The organism is Ruegeria sp. AB11, assembly GCF_056536325.1.
This window is the reverse complement of the sequence record NZ_JBQFJO010000001.1, coordinates 864845-886372: the sequence shown is the minus strand read 5'-3', so window position 1 is coordinate 886372 and position 21528 is coordinate 864845. Positions and strand designations below refer to the sequence as shown.

Annotated in this window: 20 protein-coding genes; 16 read left to right on the top strand and 4 right to left on the bottom strand. The window is 58.6% G+C overall.

Going from position 1 to position 21528, the window contains the following annotated elements; translation table 11 throughout:
* Positions 1–6: 6 nt before the first annotated feature.
* The 3 genes from ACR3EJ_RS04520 to ACR3EJ_RS04510 are packed head-to-tail and all read right to left on the bottom strand — an operon-like array spanning position 7 to position 2655.
* Positions 7–816: a CbbQ/NirQ/NorQ/GpvN family protein gene (locus ACR3EJ_RS04520; protein WP_170587458.1), complete on the bottom strand. Its 810-nt coding sequence runs from the start codon at positions 814–816 to the stop codon at positions 7–9.
* Positions 817–821: 5 nt separating this feature from the next.
* Positions 822–2189: a cbb3-type cytochrome c oxidase subunit I gene (locus ACR3EJ_RS04515; RefSeq protein WP_170471339.1), complete on the bottom strand. Its 1368-nt coding sequence runs from the start codon at positions 2187–2189 to the stop codon at positions 822–824.
* Positions 2190–2205: 16 nt separating this feature from the next.
* Positions 2206–2655, bottom strand: coding sequence for a c-type cytochrome (locus ACR3EJ_RS04510; protein ID WP_010443109.1), 450 nt, complete (start codon positions 2653–2655; stop codon positions 2206–2208).
* Between the two features lie 302 nt (positions 2656–2957).
* Between ACR3EJ_RS04510 and ACR3EJ_RS04505 the strand changes: the two genes are divergently transcribed.
* Complete coding sequence (locus ACR3EJ_RS04505) at positions 2958–4007, top strand: Hint domain-containing protein (protein WP_480422725.1); 1050 nt, start codon at positions 2958–2960, stop codon at positions 4005–4007.
* Between the two features lie 25 nt (positions 4008–4032).
* Here ACR3EJ_RS04505 and ACR3EJ_RS04500 read toward each other — a convergent pair whose 3' ends face one another.
* Positions 4033–5223 (bottom strand): NnrS family protein, encoded by a 1191-nt coding sequence (locus tag ACR3EJ_RS04500; RefSeq protein ID WP_170542318.1) that lies wholly within the window; start codon positions 5221–5223, stop codon positions 4033–4035.
* Positions 5224–5467: 244 nt separating this feature from the next.
* Between ACR3EJ_RS04500 and ACR3EJ_RS04495 the strand changes: the two genes are divergently transcribed.
* From ACR3EJ_RS04495 to nosZ, 15 genes are all read left to right on the top strand, one after another.
* Positions 5468–7144, top strand: coding sequence for a cytochrome D1 domain-containing protein (locus tag ACR3EJ_RS04495; RefSeq protein ID WP_010443106.1), 1677 nt, complete (start codon positions 5468–5470; stop codon positions 7142–7144).
* A 124-nt stretch (positions 7145–7268) separates the two neighbouring features.
* Positions 7269–9059, top strand: a complete 1791-nt coding sequence (locus tag ACR3EJ_RS04490) for a NapC/NirT family cytochrome c (protein ID WP_170542320.1) — start codon at positions 7269–7271, stop codon at positions 9057–9059.
* A gap of 54 nt (positions 9060–9113) precedes the next feature.
* Positions 9114–9515 carry a cupredoxin domain-containing protein gene (locus ACR3EJ_RS04485; protein ID WP_010443104.1) on the top strand — a complete coding sequence of 134 codons (402 nt, stop codon included), beginning with the start codon at positions 9114–9116 and terminating at the stop codon, positions 9513–9515.
* A gap of 190 nt (positions 9516–9705) precedes the next feature.
* Positions 9706–10467, top strand: a complete 762-nt coding sequence (cobA, locus tag ACR3EJ_RS04480; RefSeq protein WP_170542322.1) for a uroporphyrinogen-III C-methyltransferase — start codon at positions 9706–9708, stop codon at positions 10465–10467.
* Positions 10460–10843, top strand: a complete 384-nt coding sequence (locus tag ACR3EJ_RS04475; RefSeq protein ID WP_319545883.1) for a c-type cytochrome — start codon at positions 10460–10462, stop codon at positions 10841–10843. The genes cobA and ACR3EJ_RS04475 overlap by 8 nt, the downstream gene beginning before the upstream one ends.
* Positions 10840–11985, top strand: a complete 1146-nt coding sequence (locus ACR3EJ_RS04470; RefSeq protein ID WP_170542324.1) for a cytochrome D1 domain-containing protein — start codon at positions 10840–10842, stop codon at positions 11983–11985. The genes ACR3EJ_RS04475 and ACR3EJ_RS04470 overlap by 4 nt, the downstream gene beginning before the upstream one ends.
* Before the next feature lies 1 nt (position 11986).
* Positions 11987–12976: a siroheme decarboxylase subunit beta gene (ahbB, locus tag ACR3EJ_RS04465; protein WP_170542326.1), complete on the top strand. Its 990-nt coding sequence runs from the start codon at positions 11987–11989 to the stop codon at positions 12974–12976.
* Positions 12973–13422 (top strand): Lrp/AsnC family transcriptional regulator, encoded by a 450-nt coding sequence (locus ACR3EJ_RS04460; RefSeq protein ID WP_170542328.1) that lies wholly within the window; start codon positions 12973–12975, stop codon positions 13420–13422. The genes ahbB (ACR3EJ_RS04465) and ACR3EJ_RS04460 overlap by 4 nt, the downstream gene beginning before the upstream one ends.
* Positions 13419–13901, top strand: coding sequence for a siroheme decarboxylase subunit beta (ahbB, locus tag ACR3EJ_RS04455; RefSeq protein ID WP_170542330.1), 483 nt, complete (start codon positions 13419–13421; stop codon positions 13899–13901). The genes ACR3EJ_RS04460 and ahbB (ACR3EJ_RS04455) overlap by 4 nt, the downstream gene beginning before the upstream one ends.
* 3 nt (positions 13902–13904) lie before the next feature.
* Positions 13905–15119: a heme d1 biosynthesis radical SAM protein NirJ gene (gene nirJ / locus ACR3EJ_RS04450; RefSeq protein WP_170542332.1), complete on the top strand. Its 1215-nt coding sequence runs from the start codon at positions 13905–13907 to the stop codon at positions 15117–15119.
* Positions 15094–16647, top strand: a complete 1554-nt coding sequence (locus tag ACR3EJ_RS04445; RefSeq protein ID WP_170542334.1) for a nitrite reductase — start codon at positions 15094–15096, stop codon at positions 16645–16647. The genes nirJ and ACR3EJ_RS04445 overlap by 26 nt, the downstream gene beginning before the upstream one ends.
* Before the next feature lie 28 nt (positions 16648–16675).
* On the top strand, positions 16676–16867 hold the full coding sequence (locus tag ACR3EJ_RS04440) for a hypothetical protein (RefSeq protein WP_480422720.1): 192 nt from the start codon (positions 16676–16678) through the stop codon (positions 16865–16867).
* A 105-nt stretch (positions 16868–16972) separates the two neighbouring features.
* Complete coding sequence (locus tag ACR3EJ_RS04435; RefSeq protein ID WP_170542338.1) at positions 16973–17437, top strand: DUF2946 family protein; 465 nt, start codon at positions 16973–16975, stop codon at positions 17435–17437.
* 44 nt (positions 17438–17481) lie between these two features.
* Positions 17482–19605, top strand: coding sequence for a 4Fe-4S binding protein (locus ACR3EJ_RS04430; RefSeq protein WP_480423320.1), 2124 nt, complete (start codon positions 17482–17484; stop codon positions 19603–19605).
* 15 nt (positions 19606–19620) lie between these two features.
* Positions 19621–21528 (top strand): TAT-dependent nitrous-oxide reductase, encoded by a 1908-nt coding sequence (gene nosZ, locus ACR3EJ_RS04425; RefSeq protein ID WP_170542341.1) that lies wholly within the window; start codon positions 19621–19623, stop codon positions 21526–21528.

Below are 21528 nucleotides of genomic sequence, written 5' to 3'. Positions count from 1 at the left end.
CCGGCCTCACCCAAAGACAGCCGTGACAAGATCGAGGAGCCCGCGTTTGATATCCTCGTCATCAGTCAGAGGTTCGATCATAGCGGCGAGGATGGCGCGGTCGGTTGACATGCCTTGTGCGATCAACGTCGCGGCATAGACAACCAGACGGGTGGAAACGCCTTCCTCAAGGTCCTGCCCCTTGAGCCCGCGCAGCTTGTTCGCCAACCGGATCAGGGGCTTGCAGCGTTCCAGCGCCAGCCCGCTTTCCTGCGCGACGACTTCGGCTTCCATCTCAGGAGATGGGAAGTCGAATTCCAGCGAAATAAACCGCTGCCGGGTCGAGGGTTTCAGGGTTTTCAGGATATTCTGGTATCCGGGGTTATATGAGGCCACCAACATAAAGCCGGGCGCGGCCTCAAGTTCTTCGCCGGTGCGGTCGATCGGCAGGATGCGCCGGTCGTCAGTCAGCGGGTGCAGCACGACGGTCACGTCCTTGCGGGCCTCGACCACCTCATCCAGATAGCAGATTGCGCCTTCGCGCACCGCACGGGTCAGGGGGCCATCGACCCAGACGGTTTCTCCACCTTTCAAAAGGTAGCGGCCAATCAGGTCGGCAGCGGCAAGGTCATCGTGGCAGGCCACGGTGTAAAGCGGGCGGCCAAGTTTTGCTGCCATGTGGGCCACAAAGCGGGTCTTGCCGCAGCCTGTCGGGCCTTTCAGCAGAACCGGCAGGTCGTTGTTGTAAGCGGCGGTGAACACATCACATTCATCACCTTGGGCGAGGTAGAAGGGGGCGTTTGCCGCCCCCTCATTCAGTTTCATGGAGCCGTCCATATCCATTACTCCGCAGGGGTTTCAGCTGCGCCAGGTTCAATGACCTCTTTCCGGGGAACCCAGATCGAGTAGATGAACAGCAGCGCGCCAAGGACCACGACCACACCTGAGCCGAGACGCATCCAGTAGAAGATCGCAATCTGGTCCTGTACGTCCATGAAGTAGTCACCGACCACACGTTGCATGTGAGTCTGCACGGTACCACCGAAAGTCAGGACGAATGTCATGAAGACCATGCCGCTGGTCATCAGCCAGAACGAGCCCATGTTCAGAACCTGATTATAGGGATCACGGTTCTTGAGGATCGGCATCGCATAGCTGAAGATCGCCAGGTTGAGGCAGACATAGGCACCATAGAAGGCCAGGTGACCGTGCGCTGCGGTGATCTGCGTGCCGTGGGTGTAGTAGTTCACCCCATGCAGTGTGTGCAGGAAGCCCCAGACACCGGCGCCGAAGAAGGCCAATGTGGCACAACCCAGCGACCACAACAGCGCGGCCTTGTTGGGGTGGTCACGGCGGCCCTTCCAGACCATGACGAACGCAAAGGCCATCATTGCGAAGAACGGGATCACCTCGAGGCTTGAGAAGATCGACCCGATCCACTGCCAATACCCGGGGGTACCGATCCAGTAATAGTGGTGACCTGTACCGAGGATGCCCGAGAACAGGGCAGCGGCAACGATGACATATAGCCATTTCTCGACGATCTCACGGTCAACGCCGGTCAGCTTGAGCATCAGGTAGGCCAGGATCGAGGCCATGATCAGCTCCCACACACCTTCAACCCACAGGTGGACGACATACCACCAGTACTGTTTGTCGAGCGACAGGTTGCCCGGGTTGTAGAAGGCAAACAGGAACAGCAGCGCCAGACCCCACAGGCCCAACAACAGGATGTTGGTGATGGCAGTCTTCTTGCCCTTCAGAACGGTCATCGACACATTGTAGAGGAAGATCAACGCGGCCACGACAATACCCATCTTGACCCATTTGGGTTGCTCAAGGAACTCGCGCCCCTCTTTGCCCAGTAGCCAGTTGCCTTCGAACAGGTTGAAGACATAGGTCACAACCACGCCCAGCGTGCCGACCACAAGAATGATCAGCTGCAGATAAGCCAGCTTGGGTGAATGGATTTCACGTTCCGCCTCTTCTGGGATCAGGAAGTAGGCCGCTCCAAAGAAGCCAAGGATCAGCCAGACGATCAAAGAGTTGGTGTGAAGCATCCGCACGATGTTGAACGGCAGAAGCTCACTCAGGAAGTTCGGGAATACATAGATGAAACCGGCCAGAAGGCCGCCGATCACCTGTATCGCGAACAAGGCCATAGCTACAGCAAAGTAGGCATAGGCTATTTTTTGGGATTCGTATTTCATTGCTCCGTTCCCTTTCTCAGCCTGCCTCGTTGGGCGGCCAGCCCTGAGCGTCGATATTGTCGGTCCAGATCAGGAAGTTCGCCAGATCACGGATCTCTTCGTCGCTGAGGTTGAAATTGGGCATCTGTCGACGACCGGGAATGCCGGTCGGTTGTGCTTCCATCCAGCCCTTAAGTGCTTCAAAGGCTGATTCCGGGTCGTCCAGCACGCCCCAACGGGTCATCACATTCGCGACTTCCGGCGCATAGTAGGCACCTTCACCCATGATAGTATGACAGTTGATGCAGGCGTGTTTTTCCCAGACATGCTTGCCCCGGACCACACTTTCATCAAGCTTTGCCGAATTCTCGGAGTTGACGATATACAAGTGCGAATGGGCCGACAGGGCCAGAAAGATGAGGATGAAGAACAGTGACCCGCCATAGAATATGTTGCGAGCCATGCTCTTTGTCATGACTTCTCGCATTGCGCTCTCCTTTGCGCAGATTAGCTAGTATGGAGACAATGCCGCGTGGGTAGTGGAGCTGCCTTAACGAAAGTCAAGACTGCAGAGGATGAGCGTTCCCCATTCCAAATCTTTGGTCATCAGAGGCCAACAACGATCTATCTTGACCAAACAACGGCAGAATCCCCTCATTAAACCGATATTTTTAATCGAATAATAACCTTGAAAACTGCATTTAGGGTGGTCAGTCTCTTGCAGAATTCTTTGTCGGTCGGGGTTTTCCCTTCGGCCTGCGGTCCACTCAAGCCAGGCGGATAATATCAATGCCAATTAATATCTACGGTGCCTTTCGTACTGACACGACGATGACAGACAACACAGCGACCTTTGCGACGCTTGGGGCCACGTTTCAGATATCCCAATATAGCCAGATCACGATTGACGATGGTGCGGATGGGTCGGTTATTGAAGGCGACAATATCGTCAATGAATCCCCGAACGACCCGACCCAGACCTATTTGGGAGAGGTGTTTATCTGGGACTACACGATCGAAGTAAATGATGGCGTCAACACCTATCAGATCGGTGTTATGGACTGGGATGAAAACGGTGATGGGGAGTTCGATTTTCCAACGGCTGAACAAGGTTATTTCATTGGCTTTATCGGTGATATTCCCCCGCTCAACACCACCCTGACTGTTGGCTCGGTTGTCGACAACGGCGCGAATATTGACGTAGATACCGTTGTTTCCTGCTTCTGCGCTGGCACGCTGATAGATACTCCGACCGGACCTCGCGCGATCGAAACACTATCCACTGGTGACAAAGTCGTCACCTTGGATCACGGTCCCCAAGTTATTCGTTGGATTGGATCGCGAACGCTTGATGCGTCTGAACTGGCTCGCAAACCCAGATTACGCCCTATCCGGATCGCTGCCGGTAGTCTGGGCAGCGGCCTGCCACGTCGTGATCTTTTGGTCTCACCCCAGCACCGCATGCTGATCCGTTCGAACATCGCGATTCGCATGTTCGACAGCGAGGAAGTCCTGGTTCCAGCCCACAAGCTTGTTGGCATCCCGGGAATTACTGTCGAGGAGGACGCTCAGAATCTCGTCTACCATCACATGCTCTTCGACCGGCATGAGATCGTGTTGGCCGAAGGTGCGCCATCTGAAAGCCTATTCACCGGGCAACAGGCGCTAAAGGCTATACATCCGGAAGCACTGGCTGAAATTGTTGCGCTTTTCCCTGAACTGGCCTCGCAGGATCATCAACCTGTGGCTGCGCGCCAGATTCCCAGCCAGGGAAGAAAAATCCACTCATTGCTGCGACGTCACAAAAAAAACGACAGAGCCTTGATCCGACCGTCTTGATACGGATTCATCGGCGCGCCTACAGTCAGGAAGCAATACGTGGCCCCGTCAAAGCAGGCCACATCGTGATCAGGTAAAGAACGATAGCGCTGATCCACAGACCGTCAGAAACCAACATCATGACCAGATACCCCTGGTCGGTCACTGAACCAACCCAGCGCAAAATAGCGGACGAAGCCATAAGACCGTAGGCGACTGCCATAGGTGGCGGGGCAACAAGTGCGCGGCCGCTATGGCCCAAAGCAGCCCGACTCATCACGGCTAGGGTCATGCCTCCGACACAACCGATTCCCAGAACGTGCAACGCGCCGATTTCGCTGCCGATACCCAGAACCGCCACCCCCCACAAAACCAGCCCCAGTGCCAGCATTCCCAGACCCAGATGCAGGGCAACCAAGATCGGTTGACGTATGGCCCAGCGCGCGCGCCACCGTGACATGCGCAGGATTTGGGTTATGCCAAGCGCTACGGCCATGCCACCCGCTATCTTACCCAATCCGAAGAGAAAAACGCTGAGCGGTAGTAGCAGCGCCAATCCCATGCTGGCTTTGTCTAATGCAGCTACCGATACCGGCCACGCGGCTTCCGGCTCGCCTGCGCGCTTCATCGCATTCCGGGTGAAAGCTGGCGTTATACGTCCACCAAGTATCGCGATCATGCTGCACAGCGTCAGCAATCCTACACGCAATCCTATGTCCAGTGTACCGCCGGTAATGCCCATCCAATCAAGATGGGTCAGCAGATTGGCAATCCAGAAATAGCTGAGCAACAACAGAAAGATCATGTTCTGCGGCTTGGGGCGTCGGATCAGTTGGCTTGCGATCTTTGCCGCCAGAATCGGTACAAAGGCCAGATCGAAGACAGCGACCAGACCCGGCGGCAGAGCCCCGGAGAACCACATCGCGATCCGTCCGGCCAACCAGATACCCGCGGCAATAACAATAAACTGTACCCTTGCTTCCGGCGTACCCGTCCAGTTTGGCACCGCTGTCAGTAAAAATCCTCCAAGGGCAGCCGTGGCATATCCAAATATCATCTCATGCGCATGCCACATGGGTGGGCTCATGGCATAGGTCGGATTTTCGTAATCGACCAACCCGGTCTGAGTCGTGAGCCACACACCCCAAGCACCACCCGCGAATAGACCGAATAGCCCCGCTGACAGAAAAAAGACGCGAAATCCTTCACCCAGTACCCGCGCGATCATTGCCGGCATGCCTGCTCTCCTCGGCCTTAGTGGCTATTGGATTTGGTCTAGCAAAACCGGCTCGCGCCGGACTTAACCGAAATCAAGCACCCGGAGAAACATGACCCTAAAACATAGGTTTTTCTCATAATTTAAAGGCTAATCAGGACCTTCATTTTCCAGTTTGCGACCCTTCCGTTGACTTTCGTCAAGGAGTGATCGGCGCCAATGTTTCAGGCTGCAACCTGCCTCACCACGCAAATGGAGAGTGATCATGTCACTTGGAATCAGCTACGATAAGACCGGCCGCGCCTTTGGGGTCGGTTTGGCAATGCTGCTGGGCTCTGTCGCCGCGCCAGCATTTGCCGAAGAGCCAACGTTGAGCGACGAAGCATTTGAGTCGTCCAAGCAGCTCTATTTTGAACAATGCGCAGGTTGTCACGGCGTTCTGCGCAAAGGTGCGACCGGTAAGAACCTGGAACCACACTGGAAAAAAACTGCAGCAGACGGCACCGTCACAGAAGGCGGTACGCTTCAGCTGGGTCAGGAGCGCCTTGAAAAGATCATCGCCTGGGGAACCGAAGGCGGGATGAACAACTTCTCGGACATTATGACCGAGCAGGAAATCAAGGATATGGCGACATACATCATGATGGAGGCCCCCAAGCCGCCGGAAATGTCGCTGGAGCAGATGAAAGAGACCCGCAAGGTCTATGTGGAAGAGGCCGACTATCCAACCGAGCCGCTGCATGGCCGCAACTGGGAAAACTTCTTCGTCGTCATCGAACGTGACGTGGGCAAAGTGGCTGTTATCGACGGCGACACCAAAGAAGTGCTGACTCACATCCCGACCGGTTATGCCGTACACGTTCTGAAAGCGTCTGAGCACCACTCGATCACTGAGCCTGAGCATCCCGGCCGCTTCTGGTACACGATGGGCCGCGACGGCAAGATGACCAAGATCGACCTCTGGCAGAAGCCAGAGAACATGTTGGTTTCCGAAGTCAAAATCGCCTATGACGCACGCGACGTTGCCGTTTCCGGCGACGGTAAATACGTCATCGGTGGCGGCTACTGGCCGCCGCATTTCGCGATCGTTGACGCGCAGACCATGGAACCGGTCAAGGTCGTTTCTACACGCGGTACCAACGTAGACGGCGAGTATGTGGAAGAAGCCCGCGTAGCCGCGATCTACACCACACCGAACGAACCCACCTGGATCGTTGCCGTGAAAGAGCTCGGCCAGCTGTGGCAGGTCGATTATACCGACCTGGACAACCTGCGGATCGACAAGATCAACTCGGCCAAGTTCCTGCATGACGGGTTCTTCGACCCGACAGGCCGGTACTTCCAGATCGCCGCGAACGCGTCGAACAAGATGGTCGTCGTCGACACCGAGACCCACAAGCTGGAAGCGATGATCGACACTGCAGCCCTGCCGCACCCGGGACCGGGCGCCAACTGGGTCGACCCGAACTGTGGTCCAGTGGCTGGTACAACCCACCTTGGTGTTGGTACCGTAACGGTCTGGGGTAATGACCCTGAAGGTCATCCGGATCAGGCCTGGAAAACCTGCTACGAAGTGGAAACAGACGGCCCCGGCCTGTTTGTCCGTACCCACCCGAACTCGGACTACATCTGGGCCGACCAGACTAAACACCCCGAGCCGGAAATTCAGCAGTCTGTTCAGGTCATCTCGAAAGAGACCGGTGAGATCGTGAAAACCATCCAGATCACCGAAGACGAAGGCAGCGCTGCTGTTCACTTCGAATTCAACGCGGATGGGACTGAGGTCTGGGTTTCCAAATGGAACCTGTCGGATTCGAAAGAACCCAATGGCCAGATCGTGATCTTCGACGCCAAGACACTGGAAGAAATCGGCCGCATCGAAGGGCTTTATGCTCCGACCGGTAAGTTCAACGTCTACAACCGTTCGAACCACGTCACCTGACGGTTTGAGAACCAACACCGGAAAGGGCGGGCCCCTCGCCCGCCCTTTCCTCGTTTGACCCATCAGCCAAACTCACCGGCCTGCCATCAAAGGCCAGACAAGAAAGCCAAAACGGAGCCCGGATATGACCTCCGAACCGGATAAGAAAAAACCGATCTGGCGCCGGTATTTCCTGTGGGGAATGCCCGTGGCCGGTATTGCCGCAGCTTTTGTCGGCGGCATCATCTTCTGGGGCGGGTTCAACACCGCCATGGAAGCCACCAACACCAAGGATTTCTGTATCTCGTGCCACGAGATGCGCGATTTCGTCTATGAGGAATACACGGGCACGATCCACGACGTGAACCGTTCAGGCGTAGGTGCTGTCTGTTCCGACTGCCACGTGCCCAAGGACTGGACGCATAAGATCATCCGCAAGATCAAGGCGTCGAAAGAGCTGTACGGCAAGATGGTCGGCACCATCAACACACGCGAAAAATTCGAAGCCAAACGCGTGCACCTGGCGATGAACGAATGGGAGCGGATGAAGTCCAGCGACTCGCGTGAGTGTCGCAACTGCCATGACTTCGAGTCGATGATGCCCGAGTTCCAAAAACCCCGTGCGCGTCAGCAGCACCTGAATGCGATGACCGTCGGGCAAACCTGTATCGACTGTCACAAAGGGATTGCACACTCGGACGCCCGGGATCGGGCTGACGAGGAGTATCTGGAAAAGCTAGAGGCCCCGAACCCGTCCTTTATCCGCGAGATACCGCCGGAATACCTGGCCAGCCTGGAACGGATCGAAGCCAAAGAAGCTGCCGAAGCTGAGGCCGAAAAAGCTGCCAAACAGGCACAGCATGAAGCCATGCAGGCTCAGATTGCCGCGGCTGTGGATGCGGCGGTGGCCGAGGAGCGCGCCAAAGCCGGCGGCGAAGAGGCCGCAGCGCCTTCAGGTGGTGAAGGTGGCAGCGATGTCGGCTCGGACATAGATTGGAACGCGGTAGCTGCTACAGATCTCAAGCTGTTCTACCCCGGTCAGGCTTCGTTTGAATGGGTACAGAATGGCAAATTCCACGGAGGCGCTCGTCCGCTGACAAAAGGTGGTGACCAGTGCACGACCTGTCACGCCAAAGAGCTGGATACCATCGGCAACAAAATCGTCGCAGGTGGTGAGCTTGAGCCGACGCCGATCCCCGGCAAACGGGGCGTGATCGATGCGACCGTACAGGCCGCGCATGATGATCAGAACCTCTATGTCCGACTGCAGTGGCCAGATGCCGGGCACAATCCCGCACCTTTCGTTGATGGTGGCAAAATGGACCCTGACAACCAGATCAAGGTTGCCATGATGATCACCGGCACTGGGATCGAACTGGGCGAACAGGTGGGGTGTTGGGCCTCGTGCCACGCCGACAACAGCTATATGCCCTTTGATCCGGGTGCCGAGGCGATTGCCGCAAATGGCGATGTCTCGGGTCGGTTGAACACGCAGGACACGGTGACGAAGTACATCAGCGAAAGCCGGACCGAGGTCGAGATCAAGGGCCGTCGTGGCAAGGCGCTGGGTGGCTGGGACAAACTGCAAGCCGCTGAGCAGATCGAGCAGTATCTGGCCGACGGCACCTATCTGGACCTGATGCGCGTCTATGCAGACGGCAGCGCCACCAACGGTTATCTGCTGGAACAGCGCGTGGTTAATGACGGCGAAATCGCCGCCTCGGCCAGCCTCGACGCGGGCATGTGGACCGTGGTCTTCACCCGCCCACTGAACTCGGGCGCGCCTGGTGACGTGCCGCTGGAGGTCGGTCAGACCTACACAGTCGGCTTTGCTATCCACGATGACTTTGCCGCCGCACGGTTCCACCACGTAACGCTGGATACCAACCTGGCACTGGATGACGACAGCGCCTTCATCAACGTGGTCAAACAATAAGGAACAGGGGCCGGGCAAACCGGCCCCTTCCGCTTAGAAGAGGAGACTTGGACGATGAAACCCCAACACCTTCTTCCCGCTTTGCTGTTTCTGGCCGCACCTGCCTGGGCGGATGAGACCGCCGAGCTGTGTGCTGAAGCCGAAGAGCGTTATGCCGAGCTGTTTGGTCAGCCCTCATCCTCCGTTGAGGATGCGGAAGTGGTGCTGATGTACAAATACACCTTCTGCCCGGTCGAGCTGACCGTGAAAGCAGGCACCACAGTGCGCTGGGTCAACGTGGACAAACGCACGAGCCACTCGGTCCTGCTGAAAGACGGCAGCGAACCCGAAAGCGACAGGCTGTTTCCTGAGGAAACGGTTGAACTGACCTTCCTCACCCCCGGCCCGCAGGAGTATTTGTGCGGACCCCATTGGGAAACGCAGAACATGATCGGCATGATCACCGTCGAACCCTGAGCCGAGGCACCATACAGGCATGAGAGAGAGGAGCGCGGGACCAATTCCTGCGCTCCTTAACTTTAGTCAAGGAGGTTCCTTTTCGATTGCGCCAGTCTGGCCGCATGACACGCCCGGCTCACCCAGCAACGTCCCCTGATCGCGCAGGAATTCCGGGCTCCGAAGACATTCAGACCAAGCGAGTTTGCACATGAGCGGTAAGGTTTTTCTGATTGGCGCAGGCCCTGGTGACCCTGAACTGATGACCCTGCGCGCACTGCGGATGCTGCAAGAGGCGGATGTGGTTGTTTATGACCGTCTGGTCTCGTCCGATATCCTCAACTTGCATGCCGAGGGCGCACGGCTGATCCCGGTTGGCAAGGCCCCCAAATGCCATACGGTGCCGCAAGATCGCATCAACGAAATCCTCGTCGAAGAAGCCAGCGCCGGTCACACCGTTGCGCGCCTCAAAGGCGGCGACCCGATGATCTTTGGGCGTGGATCGGAAGAGGCAGCTCATCTGATGGCAAGCGGCATCCCGGTCGAATACGCGCCGGGCATTACCGCCGCTCAGGGGGCCTCCTGTTCCACCGGCGTACCGCTGACCCATCGCGGTCTGGCGACCTCGGTGCAATATGTCACTGGGCATCGGCAGGCCGACAAGGTGCTGGATCTCGACTGGAAACGTCTGGCCGACCCGGACTCGACGCTGGTCGTCTATATGGGCGTCGCCAATATCGGCCAGATCGCCATGGGGCTGATGACCGAGAACCTGCCCGGTTCGACCCCGGTGCTGGCAGTTGGCAAAGCCACCACACCGGATGAACACCGCATGGTATCCCGGCTGGATCGATTGGCAGCGGATGTGCGCGACACTGATCTGAAAGCACCGACGCTGTTCATCATCGGCAAGGTCGTATCGCTATACGCAGAACGGCCCGTGGCTGAATTTCTGGAGCAGGCACATGGCTAAGTTTGGTTCCAGGCGATCAGGGGGCAGTCGGTCGCTGCCCGATGGTGCTGCCAAGGGTCCAGGTTGGACCGCGCGCGCTGTACTGACAACGGCTGTGCTTGTGGCCACATCCGCCTTCGCCGCCGACACTCTTGACCCCAACGCGCTAAAACGTCTTGTCCATCAGGACTGCGGCTCGTGCCATGGGCTGTCGTTGAAAGGCGGTCTCGGCCCTGATCTGAGATCCGAGACACTGGAGCACTACGACGCGGATGTTCTGACCGGCGTGATTCTCGATGGCATCCCCGACACCGCGATGCCCCCATGGCGGCCCTTGATCAGCGAAGAAGAGGCTGAATGGATCGCGCGTTATCTGCTGGCACAGGAGGCACAATGAAACAGCTCATCCTCACCCTTGCCGCCACCCTGCTGATGACAACAGCGCAGGCTGAGCCCATCGCGACCGGAGACCTCGGCCTTGTGATCGAACGGGCAAAAGGCTCGGTCCTGCTGGTGGATCAATCCGACCGCGCCGCGCTGGCCCGGATCGAAGGGCTTGGCGATCTCTCCCATGCCTCATTGGTCTATTCCCCCGATGAACGCTTTGCCTATGTCTTCGGACGCGATGGAGGGTTGACTAAGGTCGATATCGTCACCCGCCAGATCGTGAACCGCGTGGTCCAGGCGGGCAACGCCATCGGCGGCGCAATCTCGGATGACGGCAAACTGGTCGCGGTGTCGAACTATGAGCCCGGTGGGGTACGGGTCTTTGATGCGGACACGCTTGAGATGGTCGCCGACATTCCCACCGACAGCAAAACCATCGGTCTGGTCGATGTACCGGGTCGTCGGTTTGTCTTTACCATGTGGGACACGGGCGAGACCTGGATTGCCGATTTCGCCAAGGGTGACCCCGCAATCACCAAGATCACCGATATGGGCAAAAACCCCTATGACGCGCTGATCACTGCCAATGGCCGCACCTATATCACGGGTCTGTTCGGCGAGGACGGCCTGACCGCGCTGGACCTGTGGTCCGACAATCCCGAACCCATCCGCGTGCTGCCTGACTATGGTCGCGGACAAGAAGAAATGCCGGTCTACAAGATGCCCCATCTCGAAGGCTGGGCGCTGACCGGGCGCGAATTCGTGCTGCCGGCTGTCGGCCATCATGAGGTTCTTTGGATCGATTCCGACACCCTGACCGAGACCGGGCGCACGCAGACCCACGGCCAGCCGGTCTTTGCCATGGCCCGCCCCGACGGAAGACAGGTTTGGGTGAACTTTGCGCACCCGCTGAACGATACAATTCAGGTCATTGATTCAGTGAGCAAAGAGATCATTCACGAGTTCAAACCGGGGCCCGCCGTGCTGCATATGGAATTCACCCCACGCGGTCACGAGGTCTGGATCAGCGTCCGCGATGCCAACAAAGTCATGGTTTACGACACCCAGACCTTTGAAAAGCTGCGCGAGATTGAAGCCGACAGCCCCTCGGGCATTTTCTTCACCGCGCGTGCTCACAAAACGGGGCTTTGACATGCAGCATATCACCGACCCGATCGACCGCCGACTTCTGGACGATTTCCAGCGTGATTTTCCCATCGTAGAGCGCCCGTTTCTGGTTCTGGCCAACGCGCTTGGGCTGGAAGAGGCAGAAGTGCTCGACCGTCTTGCGCGGATGCGCAAAACCGGACGCATAACGCGGGTTGGCGCGACGATTGCACCCGGGGCGGTGTCGGCCAGTACGCTGGCGGCTGTGGCGGCCCCGGAAGAACGACTGGAAGAGGTCGCGGCGCTGATTGATGCGGAACCTGGTGTGAACCACAATTACCAGCGCGAGGATGACTGGAACCTTTGGTTCGTGGCCACCGGCCCGGACCGGGCACATGTGAACGACACGCTCGCCCGGATCTCGCAGCGCTCGGGGCTGCGGGTTCTGGATTTGCGGCTGGTGCGGCCGTTCAACATTGATCTGGGCTTTCGTATGTCGGGCGAGACCCGCAATGCTCCTGGCCCGCGGAAAGTGGATCGTTCAGCCATGCGAGAGGGCGACCGACCCCTGTTGCAGGCCCTCAGTTCTGGCCTGTCGCTGGTCTCTGATCCTTATGCTGCGCTGGCTCGGACCCTGAACCGCGACACAGAAGACGTAATGGATCGCGTAGCCGCCTTGCACCGGGCCGGGATCGTCTCTCGCCTGGGCGTCATCGTACGCCACCGCGCTTTAGGCTGGTCCGCCAATGCAATGGTGGTCTGGGACATGCCGGCCGAGCAGGTCAGCAGCGCTGGCCCGGCACTGGCAGCGCATCCCGGTGTGACACTGTGCTATGAGCGCAACCCGGTCGAGGATATCTGGCCCTATCGCCTCTATTCCATGATCCACGCGCGTTCGCGCCCTGAGGCAATGGAGGTTTTGGCCGGGGCCGCCGCCCTGCCTGAACTATTTGGCGCGCAGCGCAAAGTACTGTTCTCGACCCGCTGTTTCAAACAGACCGGTGCATTGATCCAACCGAAGGAGGCCGCCGCATGAGGCTCGACGACACAGACCGCGCGATCCTCAACCGGATGCAGGATGACCTGCCGCTGACCTCGCACCCTTACGCCGCAATTGCCGAGGAATTGGGGATTGCAGAGTCCGACCTATTGACCCGTCTCGCACGGATGAAGGACGCGCGCGTAATCACCCGCTTTGGTCCCTTCTTTGACGCTGCTGCGATGGGTGGAGCCTTCTGTCTGTGCGCCATGGCCGTGCCCTCACAGGATTTCGAAAACGTCCTGACCAAAGTCAATGCGCATCCCGAGGTCGCGCATAATTATGAACGCACGCATCGGCTGAACATGTGGTTCGTTCTGGCGACCGAAACACCCGAAGGGATCGCAGCCACAGCCGAGGCTATCGAACGGGAAACCGGGATCGCGGTCCTGCAATTCCCCAAACTTCAGGAATTCTTCATCGGCTTCCGGGTGGCAGCATGATCGACGCAAAAGACAGAGAGATTATTGAGGCACTGCAAGGCGGCCTGCCCCTTGTGCCCGCCCCCTTCGCCCAGGTGGCCGACGGCTTGGGCCTGGATGAAAAGACTCTGATGTCCCGTCTGGCCGATATGAAATCGCGCGGTGTCATCCGCCGCATCGCGGCCGCCCCCAACCACTATAAACTGGGGATGACCTCGAACGGCATGACTGTGTGGGATGTCGACGATGACGGCGTCGCTGAATTGGGCGCTCAGATTGGTGCGCTACCCTTCGTCACCCATTGCTATGAACGCCCGCGCGCCCTGCCCGACTGGCCCTACAATCTGTTTGCCATGGTTCACGGATCGGACGCGCAAGAGGTCGAGGACAAGCGCTCCCAGATCACGGCAATCCTTGGCGATGCCTGCCGGGCCAAAGATATCCTCTATTCCACGCGCATCCTGAAAAAGACCGGGCTGCGCCTGAAAAAGAAAGGCTGAGACATGTTCCGCCTGACCGAATACATGCACCAGCTCGTGAAACCGACCCCGGTGCGCAAACGCCGCCCCGGACCAGTGAAACCGGTTGTGATCTGGAACCTGACACGGCGCTGCAATCTGAAATGCCGCCATTGCTATACCGTCTCGGCGGATGTCGCGTTCCCGGGTGAGCTCAGCCACGAGCAAGCCATGGTAACCCTTGAGGATCTGGGCCAGTTTCGCGTCCCGGCCCTGATCCTCTCGGGTGGGGAACCGCTAGACCGGTTCGATTTTTTCGACATCGCCAATCGCGCGCGTGATCTGGTGCCGATGCTGGCACTGTCGACCAACGGCACGCGGATTTACGATGAAACCGCCGACATGATTGCCGACGTGGGCTTCAACTATGTTGGCATCTCGCTGGACGGAATCGGGGCCACGAATGACTGGTTCCGAGGTGTCGAGGGCGCCTTTGCCGACGCCCTGCGCGGTGTGCGCGAATGCAAGAAACGCGGCATCAAGGTGGGCCTGCGGTTCTGCCTGACCGAAGGCACGCAACATCACCTGCCTGACCTGCTGCAGCTGTGCGATGATGAGGGAGTCGATAAGTTCTATCTGTCTCACCTCGTCTACGCCGGGCGCGGCGACAAAAACCGAGGCGAAGATGCCGAGCACCTGCGCACCCGTAAGGGTCTGGACCTGCTGCTGGAACGTGCGTGGGAGGCTGCGTCTGGCGGTCGTCTGCTGGATATCGTCACCGGCAATAACGACGCCGATGCGGGGTATTTCCTGAACTGGGTCCGGGCGCATTTCGACGATGACAAAGCCGCCCATGTGCGCGAGCATCTGGCCGCGTGGGGCGGGAACTCCAGCGGGCTGGGCGTGGCCAATATCGACAATCTGGGCCGCGTGCATCCCGACACTTATTGGTCCGATTACACAGTCGGCAATGTGAAGACCAAATCGTTCTCAGAACTTTGGACCGGTGACGACCCGATGCTGGCCATGCTGCGCACCCGTCCGCGTCCTTTGAAAGGGCGTTGCGGGGCCTGCCAGTTAAAGGACGTCTGCGGCGGAAACACCCGCATCCGGGCGCTGCAACTTACTGGTGATCCGTGGGCCGAAGATCCGGCCTGCTATCTGTCGAACGAAGAAATCGGCGTGGATGGCGCGAGCGAGCGCCTGCAGGTCACGCCGTTCCGGGGGAAAAGCCATGATCCGGCGCATCAGTTCTTTTGACACTCTGAAAATCGGCGCTTTCTGCTCGCTACTGCTAGCGGGCATCGCATGGGCCGATGCTCCATCTGATTACGCTGAGCATTGCGCCTCATGCCATGGCGAGAACCGTCTGGGTGGGGTCGGTCCGGCGCTTATTCCCGAAACGCTGAAACGGATGCGAGGGCCGCGTGTGGCCGCTGTGATCGCCGAGGGGCGTATCGCGACACAGATGCCGGCGTTTTCGTATGAACTGGACGCGCTGCAGATCGAGGAGCTGGCAGGGTGGCTGAAATCACCGCTGGAGACCGATCCCGAATGGGGCGAGGCCGATATCATGGCCAGCCGAACTCTGGATGAGGATTATATCTCAGTCGATGCCCCGGTCTGGGGCAGCGATCCTATGAACATCACTCTGGCCGTTGAGACCGGCGATCACCATGTCAGCGTTCTGGATGGGGATACTTTCGAGGTTCTGGACCGGTTCGAGACACCTTTTGCCGTGCATGGCGGGCCGAAGTTCAGCCCGGACGGGCGCTATGTCTTCATCATGTCCCGCGATGGCTGGGTGCAGAAATATGACATCTGGGCGCTGAAACAGGTGGGCCGCGTGCGTGCGGGCTTGAACAGCCGCAACATCGCCATGTCAGGAGACGGCAAGTGGGTGGCCGTGGCGAACTATTTGCCGAACTCTCTGACACTGCTATCCACCGAAGACCTGTCTGTAGCGAAAGTCATTGATGTAAAAAGCAAAAAAGGAAAACCCAGCCGCGTCTCGGCGGTCTATCAGGCACCGCCGCGCGAAAGCTTCGTTCTCGCGCTGAAAGACGTGCCCGAGATTTGGGAAGTATTCTACGGGGCGAACCCACCGCAATCCGGTTTGGGGCATGATTTCCGCATTGAGGGTCAGTTCAAGAACCCCGATCCCTTCCCGGTGCGCAAGATTACCACGCCCGATTATCTGGACGATTTCTTCTTTGATCAGAGCTATGAATACGTCATGGGCGCCTCGCGCGATGGCAAGGGCGGGCAGGTGATCGATCTGGTGATTGGCCACAAAGTGGCTGATCTGGACCTGCCCGGGATGCCTCACCTAGGTTCGGGGATTACCTGGAAACATGGCGACTCCACCGTGATGGCGACGCCGCATCTGACCGATGGCACGGTCTCGGTGATCGACATGGAGACATGGGAAACCGTCAAGCGGATCAAGACCGAAGGGCCCGGCTTTTTCATGCGCAGCCATGAGAATTCACCTTACGTCTGGGCCGATGTGTTTTTTGGGCCGAACAAGGACGCCATGCATGTGATCGATAAGCAAAGCCTTGAAATCGTAAAAACTTTACGCCCTGCGCCAGGCAAGACCGTGGCGCATGTTGAGTTCACCAAGGATGGTAGCCACGCGCTGGTTTCAATCTGGGAAGATGACGGCGCGGTGATCGTCTATGACGCGCAGACGCTGGAAGAGGTCCGCCGCCTGCCGATGCGCAAACCGTCTGGGAAGTACAATGTCTGGAACAAAATCACCTTCTCGGAAGGCACCAGCCACTGAGGATAAATGGCCGGTCTGGAAGCTAGCCATGCTGCTTTACCCGGCCACGGCTCTGACCGTGGCCATCAACCTGTTTCTGGCCGGGCTGATCCTGCACAGCGCTGGATTTGGTGCCATCGGGCCGGTGCCCGCGATCCTGTGGTCGATCCCATTGGGCATACCTGCCGCGTGGTTGGCGGGGCGTTGGGTGCGAGGGTTGATGGATGAGGCAGATGGTTGATTTCAAATGTTAAAATCGAAAGTTTCCAGAACCTGACCTAAGTCAAGTATCGCGCCGAGAGAATCCCCTAGAACACGCAGCATAGCTTCCCGAGTCGGAGTCTCCATGCCTGCCCTCGTCCCTTTGCACAATCTCCCTGCCCGTGCGGTTCGCGCGGCAGCTGGGTTGGCGGGCATGCTCCTTCTTTTGTTGCAGACCTTTGGACCGGCGCTGGCGAGTCCCGGTGAAAGTGTCTGGGTGGAGATCTGCTCGGAAGGCGGCGCGGTCTGGGTTGAGGTTGACCTTGAGGAGGACACCGAAGACCCGACCGCGTACTGCCCCAAATGCGCCGATTGCGCGCTGTGCGCGGTCACCAGCGCGGCACCCGTGCCCGAGCTGGCGCAGGTGCCGCAAATCGGAATCTTCCGTGTTGTACAGGTTCAGAACAGCAAATCTTCCGTGTTGTACAACTCGGGTCGGCTGTGGCCTGAGACCCGAGGGCCCCCATGCACGACCCGAGAAACAACTGAACGTGCCCCGCGCACGTCCATGGCGTCCACCCTAAGTATCGGAGGTGCGCCGTGGTCGTAAGTCGCGCAATCCATTTCCTGCTGGCCCTTGCCCTGTCCTGCCTAATGGCGATCAGTGCCCATGCCGACAGCCTTGCCAGCTTCCTGCCCGAGATTGAACCCGCCGATCTGGCCCCCGGTGCTGATGCCTTCGGGCCGGTACGTGATGACGTTCCGGTTGCCCCTGTCCTGAAGGGCGGCGAGACCGTTGCCTGGGCCTTCCTGACTTCTGACTTCGTGGGCACCACCGGATATTCCGGTAAACCGATCCATGTGGTTGCCGCCATCGATGACGACGCGGTGCTGACCGGTGTGCAGCTGGTCAAACACTCGGAACCCATCGTTCTGATCGGCATCCCGAACTCGAGGATGGTTGAGCTGACCGAAGGCTATGCCGGTCTGGACATGAAGGTTGAGGCCGAAACCGGAGGCGAGGGGCATGACCTCGACATTATCTCGGGCGCGACAGTGACGATCATGGTGATCGATGACAGCCTCGTGCGTGGTGGGATCAAGGTGGCGCGTGCGCTGGGGCTGGGCGGATTGTCTCCGCTACAGGCAGACGGGCCGAAACGCGAAGTCGATATGGCACAGGATGCCGTTTACGACTGGGCAACGCTTTCGGGCGACGGCTCGATACGGCGGCTGACACTGGATGTCGGTCAGGTCAACGCAGCTTTTGAAGCCACTGGCGATCAGCGCGCCATCAAACGCCCTGAACCGGGCGAGCCGGATGACACATTCATCGACATGCACGTAGCTCTGGTCTCGGTCCCGTCGATCGGCAAATCACTGTTGGGCGAGGCCGAATATCAGAACCTTGTCGAATGGCTGGACGAGGGCGAACAGGCCATTCTGGTGCTGGGGCGCGGGTCCTACAGCTTCAAGGGTTCAGGCTACGTACGCGGCGGAATCTTCGACCGGATTCAGCTTATTCAGGGCGACAATTCGGTGCGGTTCTTCGACAAGCAGCAAGAGCGCCTTGGCCGGGTTGCCGCCCCGGATGCGCCCAGTTTCACCGAGCTGGATATCTTCAAGATCCCCGCCGAAGCCGAGTTCAACCCCGCCGAGCCGTTCCGCCTGCAATTGCTGGTGCAACGGGCCGTGGGTGCGGTCGAAAAAACCTTCCTGACCTTCGATCTGGGCTACAAGCTGCCCGAGCAATATCTGTTGCCGGTCGCAGCCCCCACTGTTGTGGATGACGCCACTGGCGAAGCCGCAGCAAAAGCCGCCTTGTGGAAACGCATCTGGAAGGATCGCACGGTCGAGATTGCCGGTCTGGGCGTCATGTTGCTGGTGCTGACTGCAACCTTTTTCTTCCAGTTCCACGCCACGATGAACGCCCGGGTCTTTTACTGGTTCCGCATCGGATACCTGGCCCTGACCCTGTTCTTCATCGGCTGGTACGCCAACGCACAGCTGAGCGTGGTGAACCTGATGGCTCTGGCGGGCAGCCTGCGCACCGGTTTCAGCTGGGATGCCTTCCTGCTGGATCCGCTGGTCTTCATCCAGTGGTTCGCCGTGGCCGCTGCCCTGCTGTTCTGGGGACGCGGGGCCTATTGCGGCTGGCTGTGCCCGTTTGGTGCGCTCCAGGAACTGACCAACAAGATCGCGCGCGCGCTGAAAGTGCCACAATGGACGCTGCCATGGGGACTGAACGAACGCCTGTGGCCGGCGAAATACATGGTCTTCCTCGGACTCTTCGGGCTCAGCTTTGTCTCGATCCCGCTGGCTGAGACCTATGCCGAGATCGAGCCGTTCAAGACCGCCATCATTCTGAAGTTCATGCGCGACTGGCCCTTTGTGGTCTTTGCGCTGACCCTGCTGGGGATCGGGCTGTTCATCGAACGGTTCTATTGCCGCTACCTCTGCCCGCTGGGTGGAGCGTTGGCGATCCCCGCCCGTATTCGCATGTTCGACTGGCTGCGCCGCTACAAGGAATGCGGCAGCCCTTGCCAGACCTGCGCCAACGAATGCCCCGTTCAGGCCATCCACCCAACTGGTGAGATCAACCCGAACGAGTGCGTCACCTGCCTGCATTGTCAGGTGCTCTACCAGTCCGAGGACAAATGTCCCGTCGTTATCCGCCAGCTTAAACGGCGGGCCAAGACAGGGTCGGTCAACCTCAAGACCCCCCTCGGGCAACCACCGGCGAACCATCCGAACGCCAAACCGCAATCCGTTTCCTAAAAAGGAGGAACGATCATGTCGGAACAAGACAACAAACTGAATATCACCCGCCGCGGCATGCTGGGGGCAACCGCCACCGGTGCCGTACTGGCCGGGACCGGTCTGGGTTCGACCCTGATGACCGCGAAACAGGCCAGCGCTGCGGCCAATGCCAACCTGGAGCCCGGAGAGCTGGACGAATATTACGGCTTCTGGTCCTCGGGTCAGACCGGTGAATTGCGCATCCTGGGCTTCCCGTCCATGCGCGAGCTGATGCGGGTACCGGTTTTCAACCGCTGCTCGGCCACCGGCTGGGGCCAGACCAACGAGTCGCTGAAGATCATGACCGATGGCCTGCTGCCGGAAACCAAGGAATTCCTCGCCAAGCGCGGCATGAAAACCTATGACAACGGCGACCTGCACCACCCGCACATGTCGTTCACCGACGGGACCTATGACGGCCGTTACCTGTTCATGAACGACAAGGCCAACACCCGTGTCGCCCGTGTGCGTTGCGATGTGATGAAATGCGACAAGATCACCGAGATCCCGAATGCCAAGGCGATCCACGGTCTGCGTCCGCAGAAATTCCCGCGCACCGGTTATGTCTTTGCCAATGGTGAAGATGAAACTCCGCTGGTCAACGATGGCACCGTGCTGGACGATCCGTCGCAATACGTGAACATCTTCACCGCGCTGGACGGCGATACCATGGAAGTGGCATGGCAGGTGATCGTTTCGGGGAACCTCGACAACACCGACTGCGACTATCAGGGCAAATACGCCTATTCGACCTCGTACAACTCGGAAATGGGTATGAACCTGGCCGAGATGACCGAGAACGAGCTGGATCACGTTGTTGTTTTCAACCTCGCGGAAATCGAAAAAGGCATCGAAGCCGGCGACTATCAGGAACTGAAAGGCGTCAAGGTTCTGGACGGACGTAAGGGTCAGAACAAGAAATACACCCGCTACATTCCGATCCCGAACTCGCCGCACGGCATCAACACCGCGCCCGACGGCAAGCACGTCTGCATCAACGGTAAGCTGTCGCCCACCGTGTCGATCATGGACGTGACCAAGCTGGACGCCCTGTTCGAAAGCGATGCCGATCCGCGATCCTGCATCGTGGGTGAGCCGCAGCTGGGTCTTGGCCCGCTTCACACCGCGTATGACGGTCAGGGCAACGCGTTCACCACGCTGTTCCTCGACAGTCAGATCGTGAAGTGGAACATGGATAAGGCGATCCGCGCCTATGCGGGTGAGGATGTCGATCCGATCATCTCGAAGGTCGATGTGCATTATCAGCCGGGCCACAACTCGACTTCCATGGGTGAAACCAAGGATGCCGACGGCAAGTGGCTGATTTCGATGAACAAGTTCTCAAAAGACCGCTTCCTGAATGTGGGTCCGCTGAAGCCTGAAAACGAACAGCTGATCGACATCTCTTCCGACGAGATGAAAGTGGTTCACGACGGGCCGACCTTTGCCGAACCGCATGACTCGATCATCGTTCGCAGCGACATCGTCAACCCGGTCAACGTATGGGACCGCAACGACGTCACTTGGGAAGACGCCCGCAAACAGGCCGAAGCCGATGGCATCGATCTGGAAGAAGGTGCCGAGGAACCGATCCGGGATGGCAACAAGGTGCGGGTCTACATGACCTCGCAGGCACCGACATTCAGCCTTGAGAAGTTCACCGTCAAACAGGGCGACGAGGTAACAATCTTCGTCACCAACCTGGATGACGTGGACGACGTGACCCACGGCTTCTGCCTGGGCAACTACGGCATCGCCTTCGAGATCGGACCGATGGCAACCGCGTCGATCACCTTCACTGCCGACCGTCCGGGCGTGCACTGGTTCTATTGCCAGTGGTTCTGCCACGCGCTGCACATGGAAATGCGCGGTCGGATGCTGGTCGAGCCGCAGGGAGCGTAG

Bases quoted from the DNA above. Each gene is read 5' to 3' on its own strand.
- ACR3EJ_RS04520 (WP_170587458.1), bottom strand. From the start codon at position 816: ATGGACGGCTCCATGAAACTGAATGAGGGGGCGGCAAACGCCCCCTTC.
- ACR3EJ_RS04515 (WP_170471339.1), bottom strand. From the start codon at position 2,189: ATGAAATACGAATCCCAAAAAATAGCCTATGCCTACTTTGCTGTAGCT.
- ACR3EJ_RS04510 (WP_010443109.1), bottom strand. From the start codon at position 2,655: ATGCGAGAAGTCATGACAAAGAGCATGGCTCGCAACATATTCTATGGC.
- ACR3EJ_RS04505 (WP_480422725.1), top strand. From the start codon at position 2,958: ATGCCAATTAATATCTACGGTGCCTTTCGTACTGACACGACGATGACA.
- ACR3EJ_RS04500 (WP_170542318.1), bottom strand. From the start codon at position 5,223: ATGCCGGCAATGATCGCGCGGGTACTGGGTGAAGGATTTCGCGTCTTT.
- ACR3EJ_RS04495 (WP_010443106.1), top strand. From the start codon at position 5,468: ATGTCACTTGGAATCAGCTACGATAAGACCGGCCGCGCCTTTGGGGTC.
- ACR3EJ_RS04490 (WP_170542320.1), top strand. From the start codon at position 7,269: ATGACCTCCGAACCGGATAAGAAAAAACCGATCTGGCGCCGGTATTTC.
- ACR3EJ_RS04485 (WP_010443104.1), top strand. From the start codon at position 9,114: ATGAAACCCCAACACCTTCTTCCCGCTTTGCTGTTTCTGGCCGCACCT.
- cobA (WP_170542322.1), top strand. From the start codon at position 9,706: ATGAGCGGTAAGGTTTTTCTGATTGGCGCAGGCCCTGGTGACCCTGAA.
- ACR3EJ_RS04475 (WP_319545883.1), top strand. From the start codon at position 10,460: ATGGCTAAGTTTGGTTCCAGGCGATCAGGGGGCAGTCGGTCGCTGCCC.
- ACR3EJ_RS04470 (WP_170542324.1), top strand. From the start codon at position 10,840: ATGAAACAGCTCATCCTCACCCTTGCCGCCACCCTGCTGATGACAACA.
- ahbB (WP_170542326.1), top strand. From the start codon at position 11,987: ATGCAGCATATCACCGACCCGATCGACCGCCGACTTCTGGACGATTTC.
- ACR3EJ_RS04460 (WP_170542328.1), top strand. From the start codon at position 12,973: ATGAGGCTCGACGACACAGACCGCGCGATCCTCAACCGGATGCAGGAT.
- ahbB (WP_170542330.1), top strand. From the start codon at position 13,419: ATGATCGACGCAAAAGACAGAGAGATTATTGAGGCACTGCAAGGCGGC.
- nirJ (WP_170542332.1), top strand. From the start codon at position 13,905: ATGTTCCGCCTGACCGAATACATGCACCAGCTCGTGAAACCGACCCCG.
- ACR3EJ_RS04445 (WP_170542334.1), top strand. From the start codon at position 15,094: ATGATCCGGCGCATCAGTTCTTTTGACACTCTGAAAATCGGCGCTTTC.
- ACR3EJ_RS04440 (WP_480422720.1), top strand. From the start codon at position 16,676: ATGCTGCTTTACCCGGCCACGGCTCTGACCGTGGCCATCAACCTGTTT.
- ACR3EJ_RS04435 (WP_170542338.1), top strand. From the start codon at position 16,973: ATGCCTGCCCTCGTCCCTTTGCACAATCTCCCTGCCCGTGCGGTTCGC.
- ACR3EJ_RS04430 (WP_480423320.1), top strand. From the start codon at position 17,482: ATGGCGATCAGTGCCCATGCCGACAGCCTTGCCAGCTTCCTGCCCGAG.
- nosZ (WP_170542341.1), top strand. From the start codon at position 19,621: ATGTCGGAACAAGACAACAAACTGAATATCACCCGCCGCGGCATGCTG.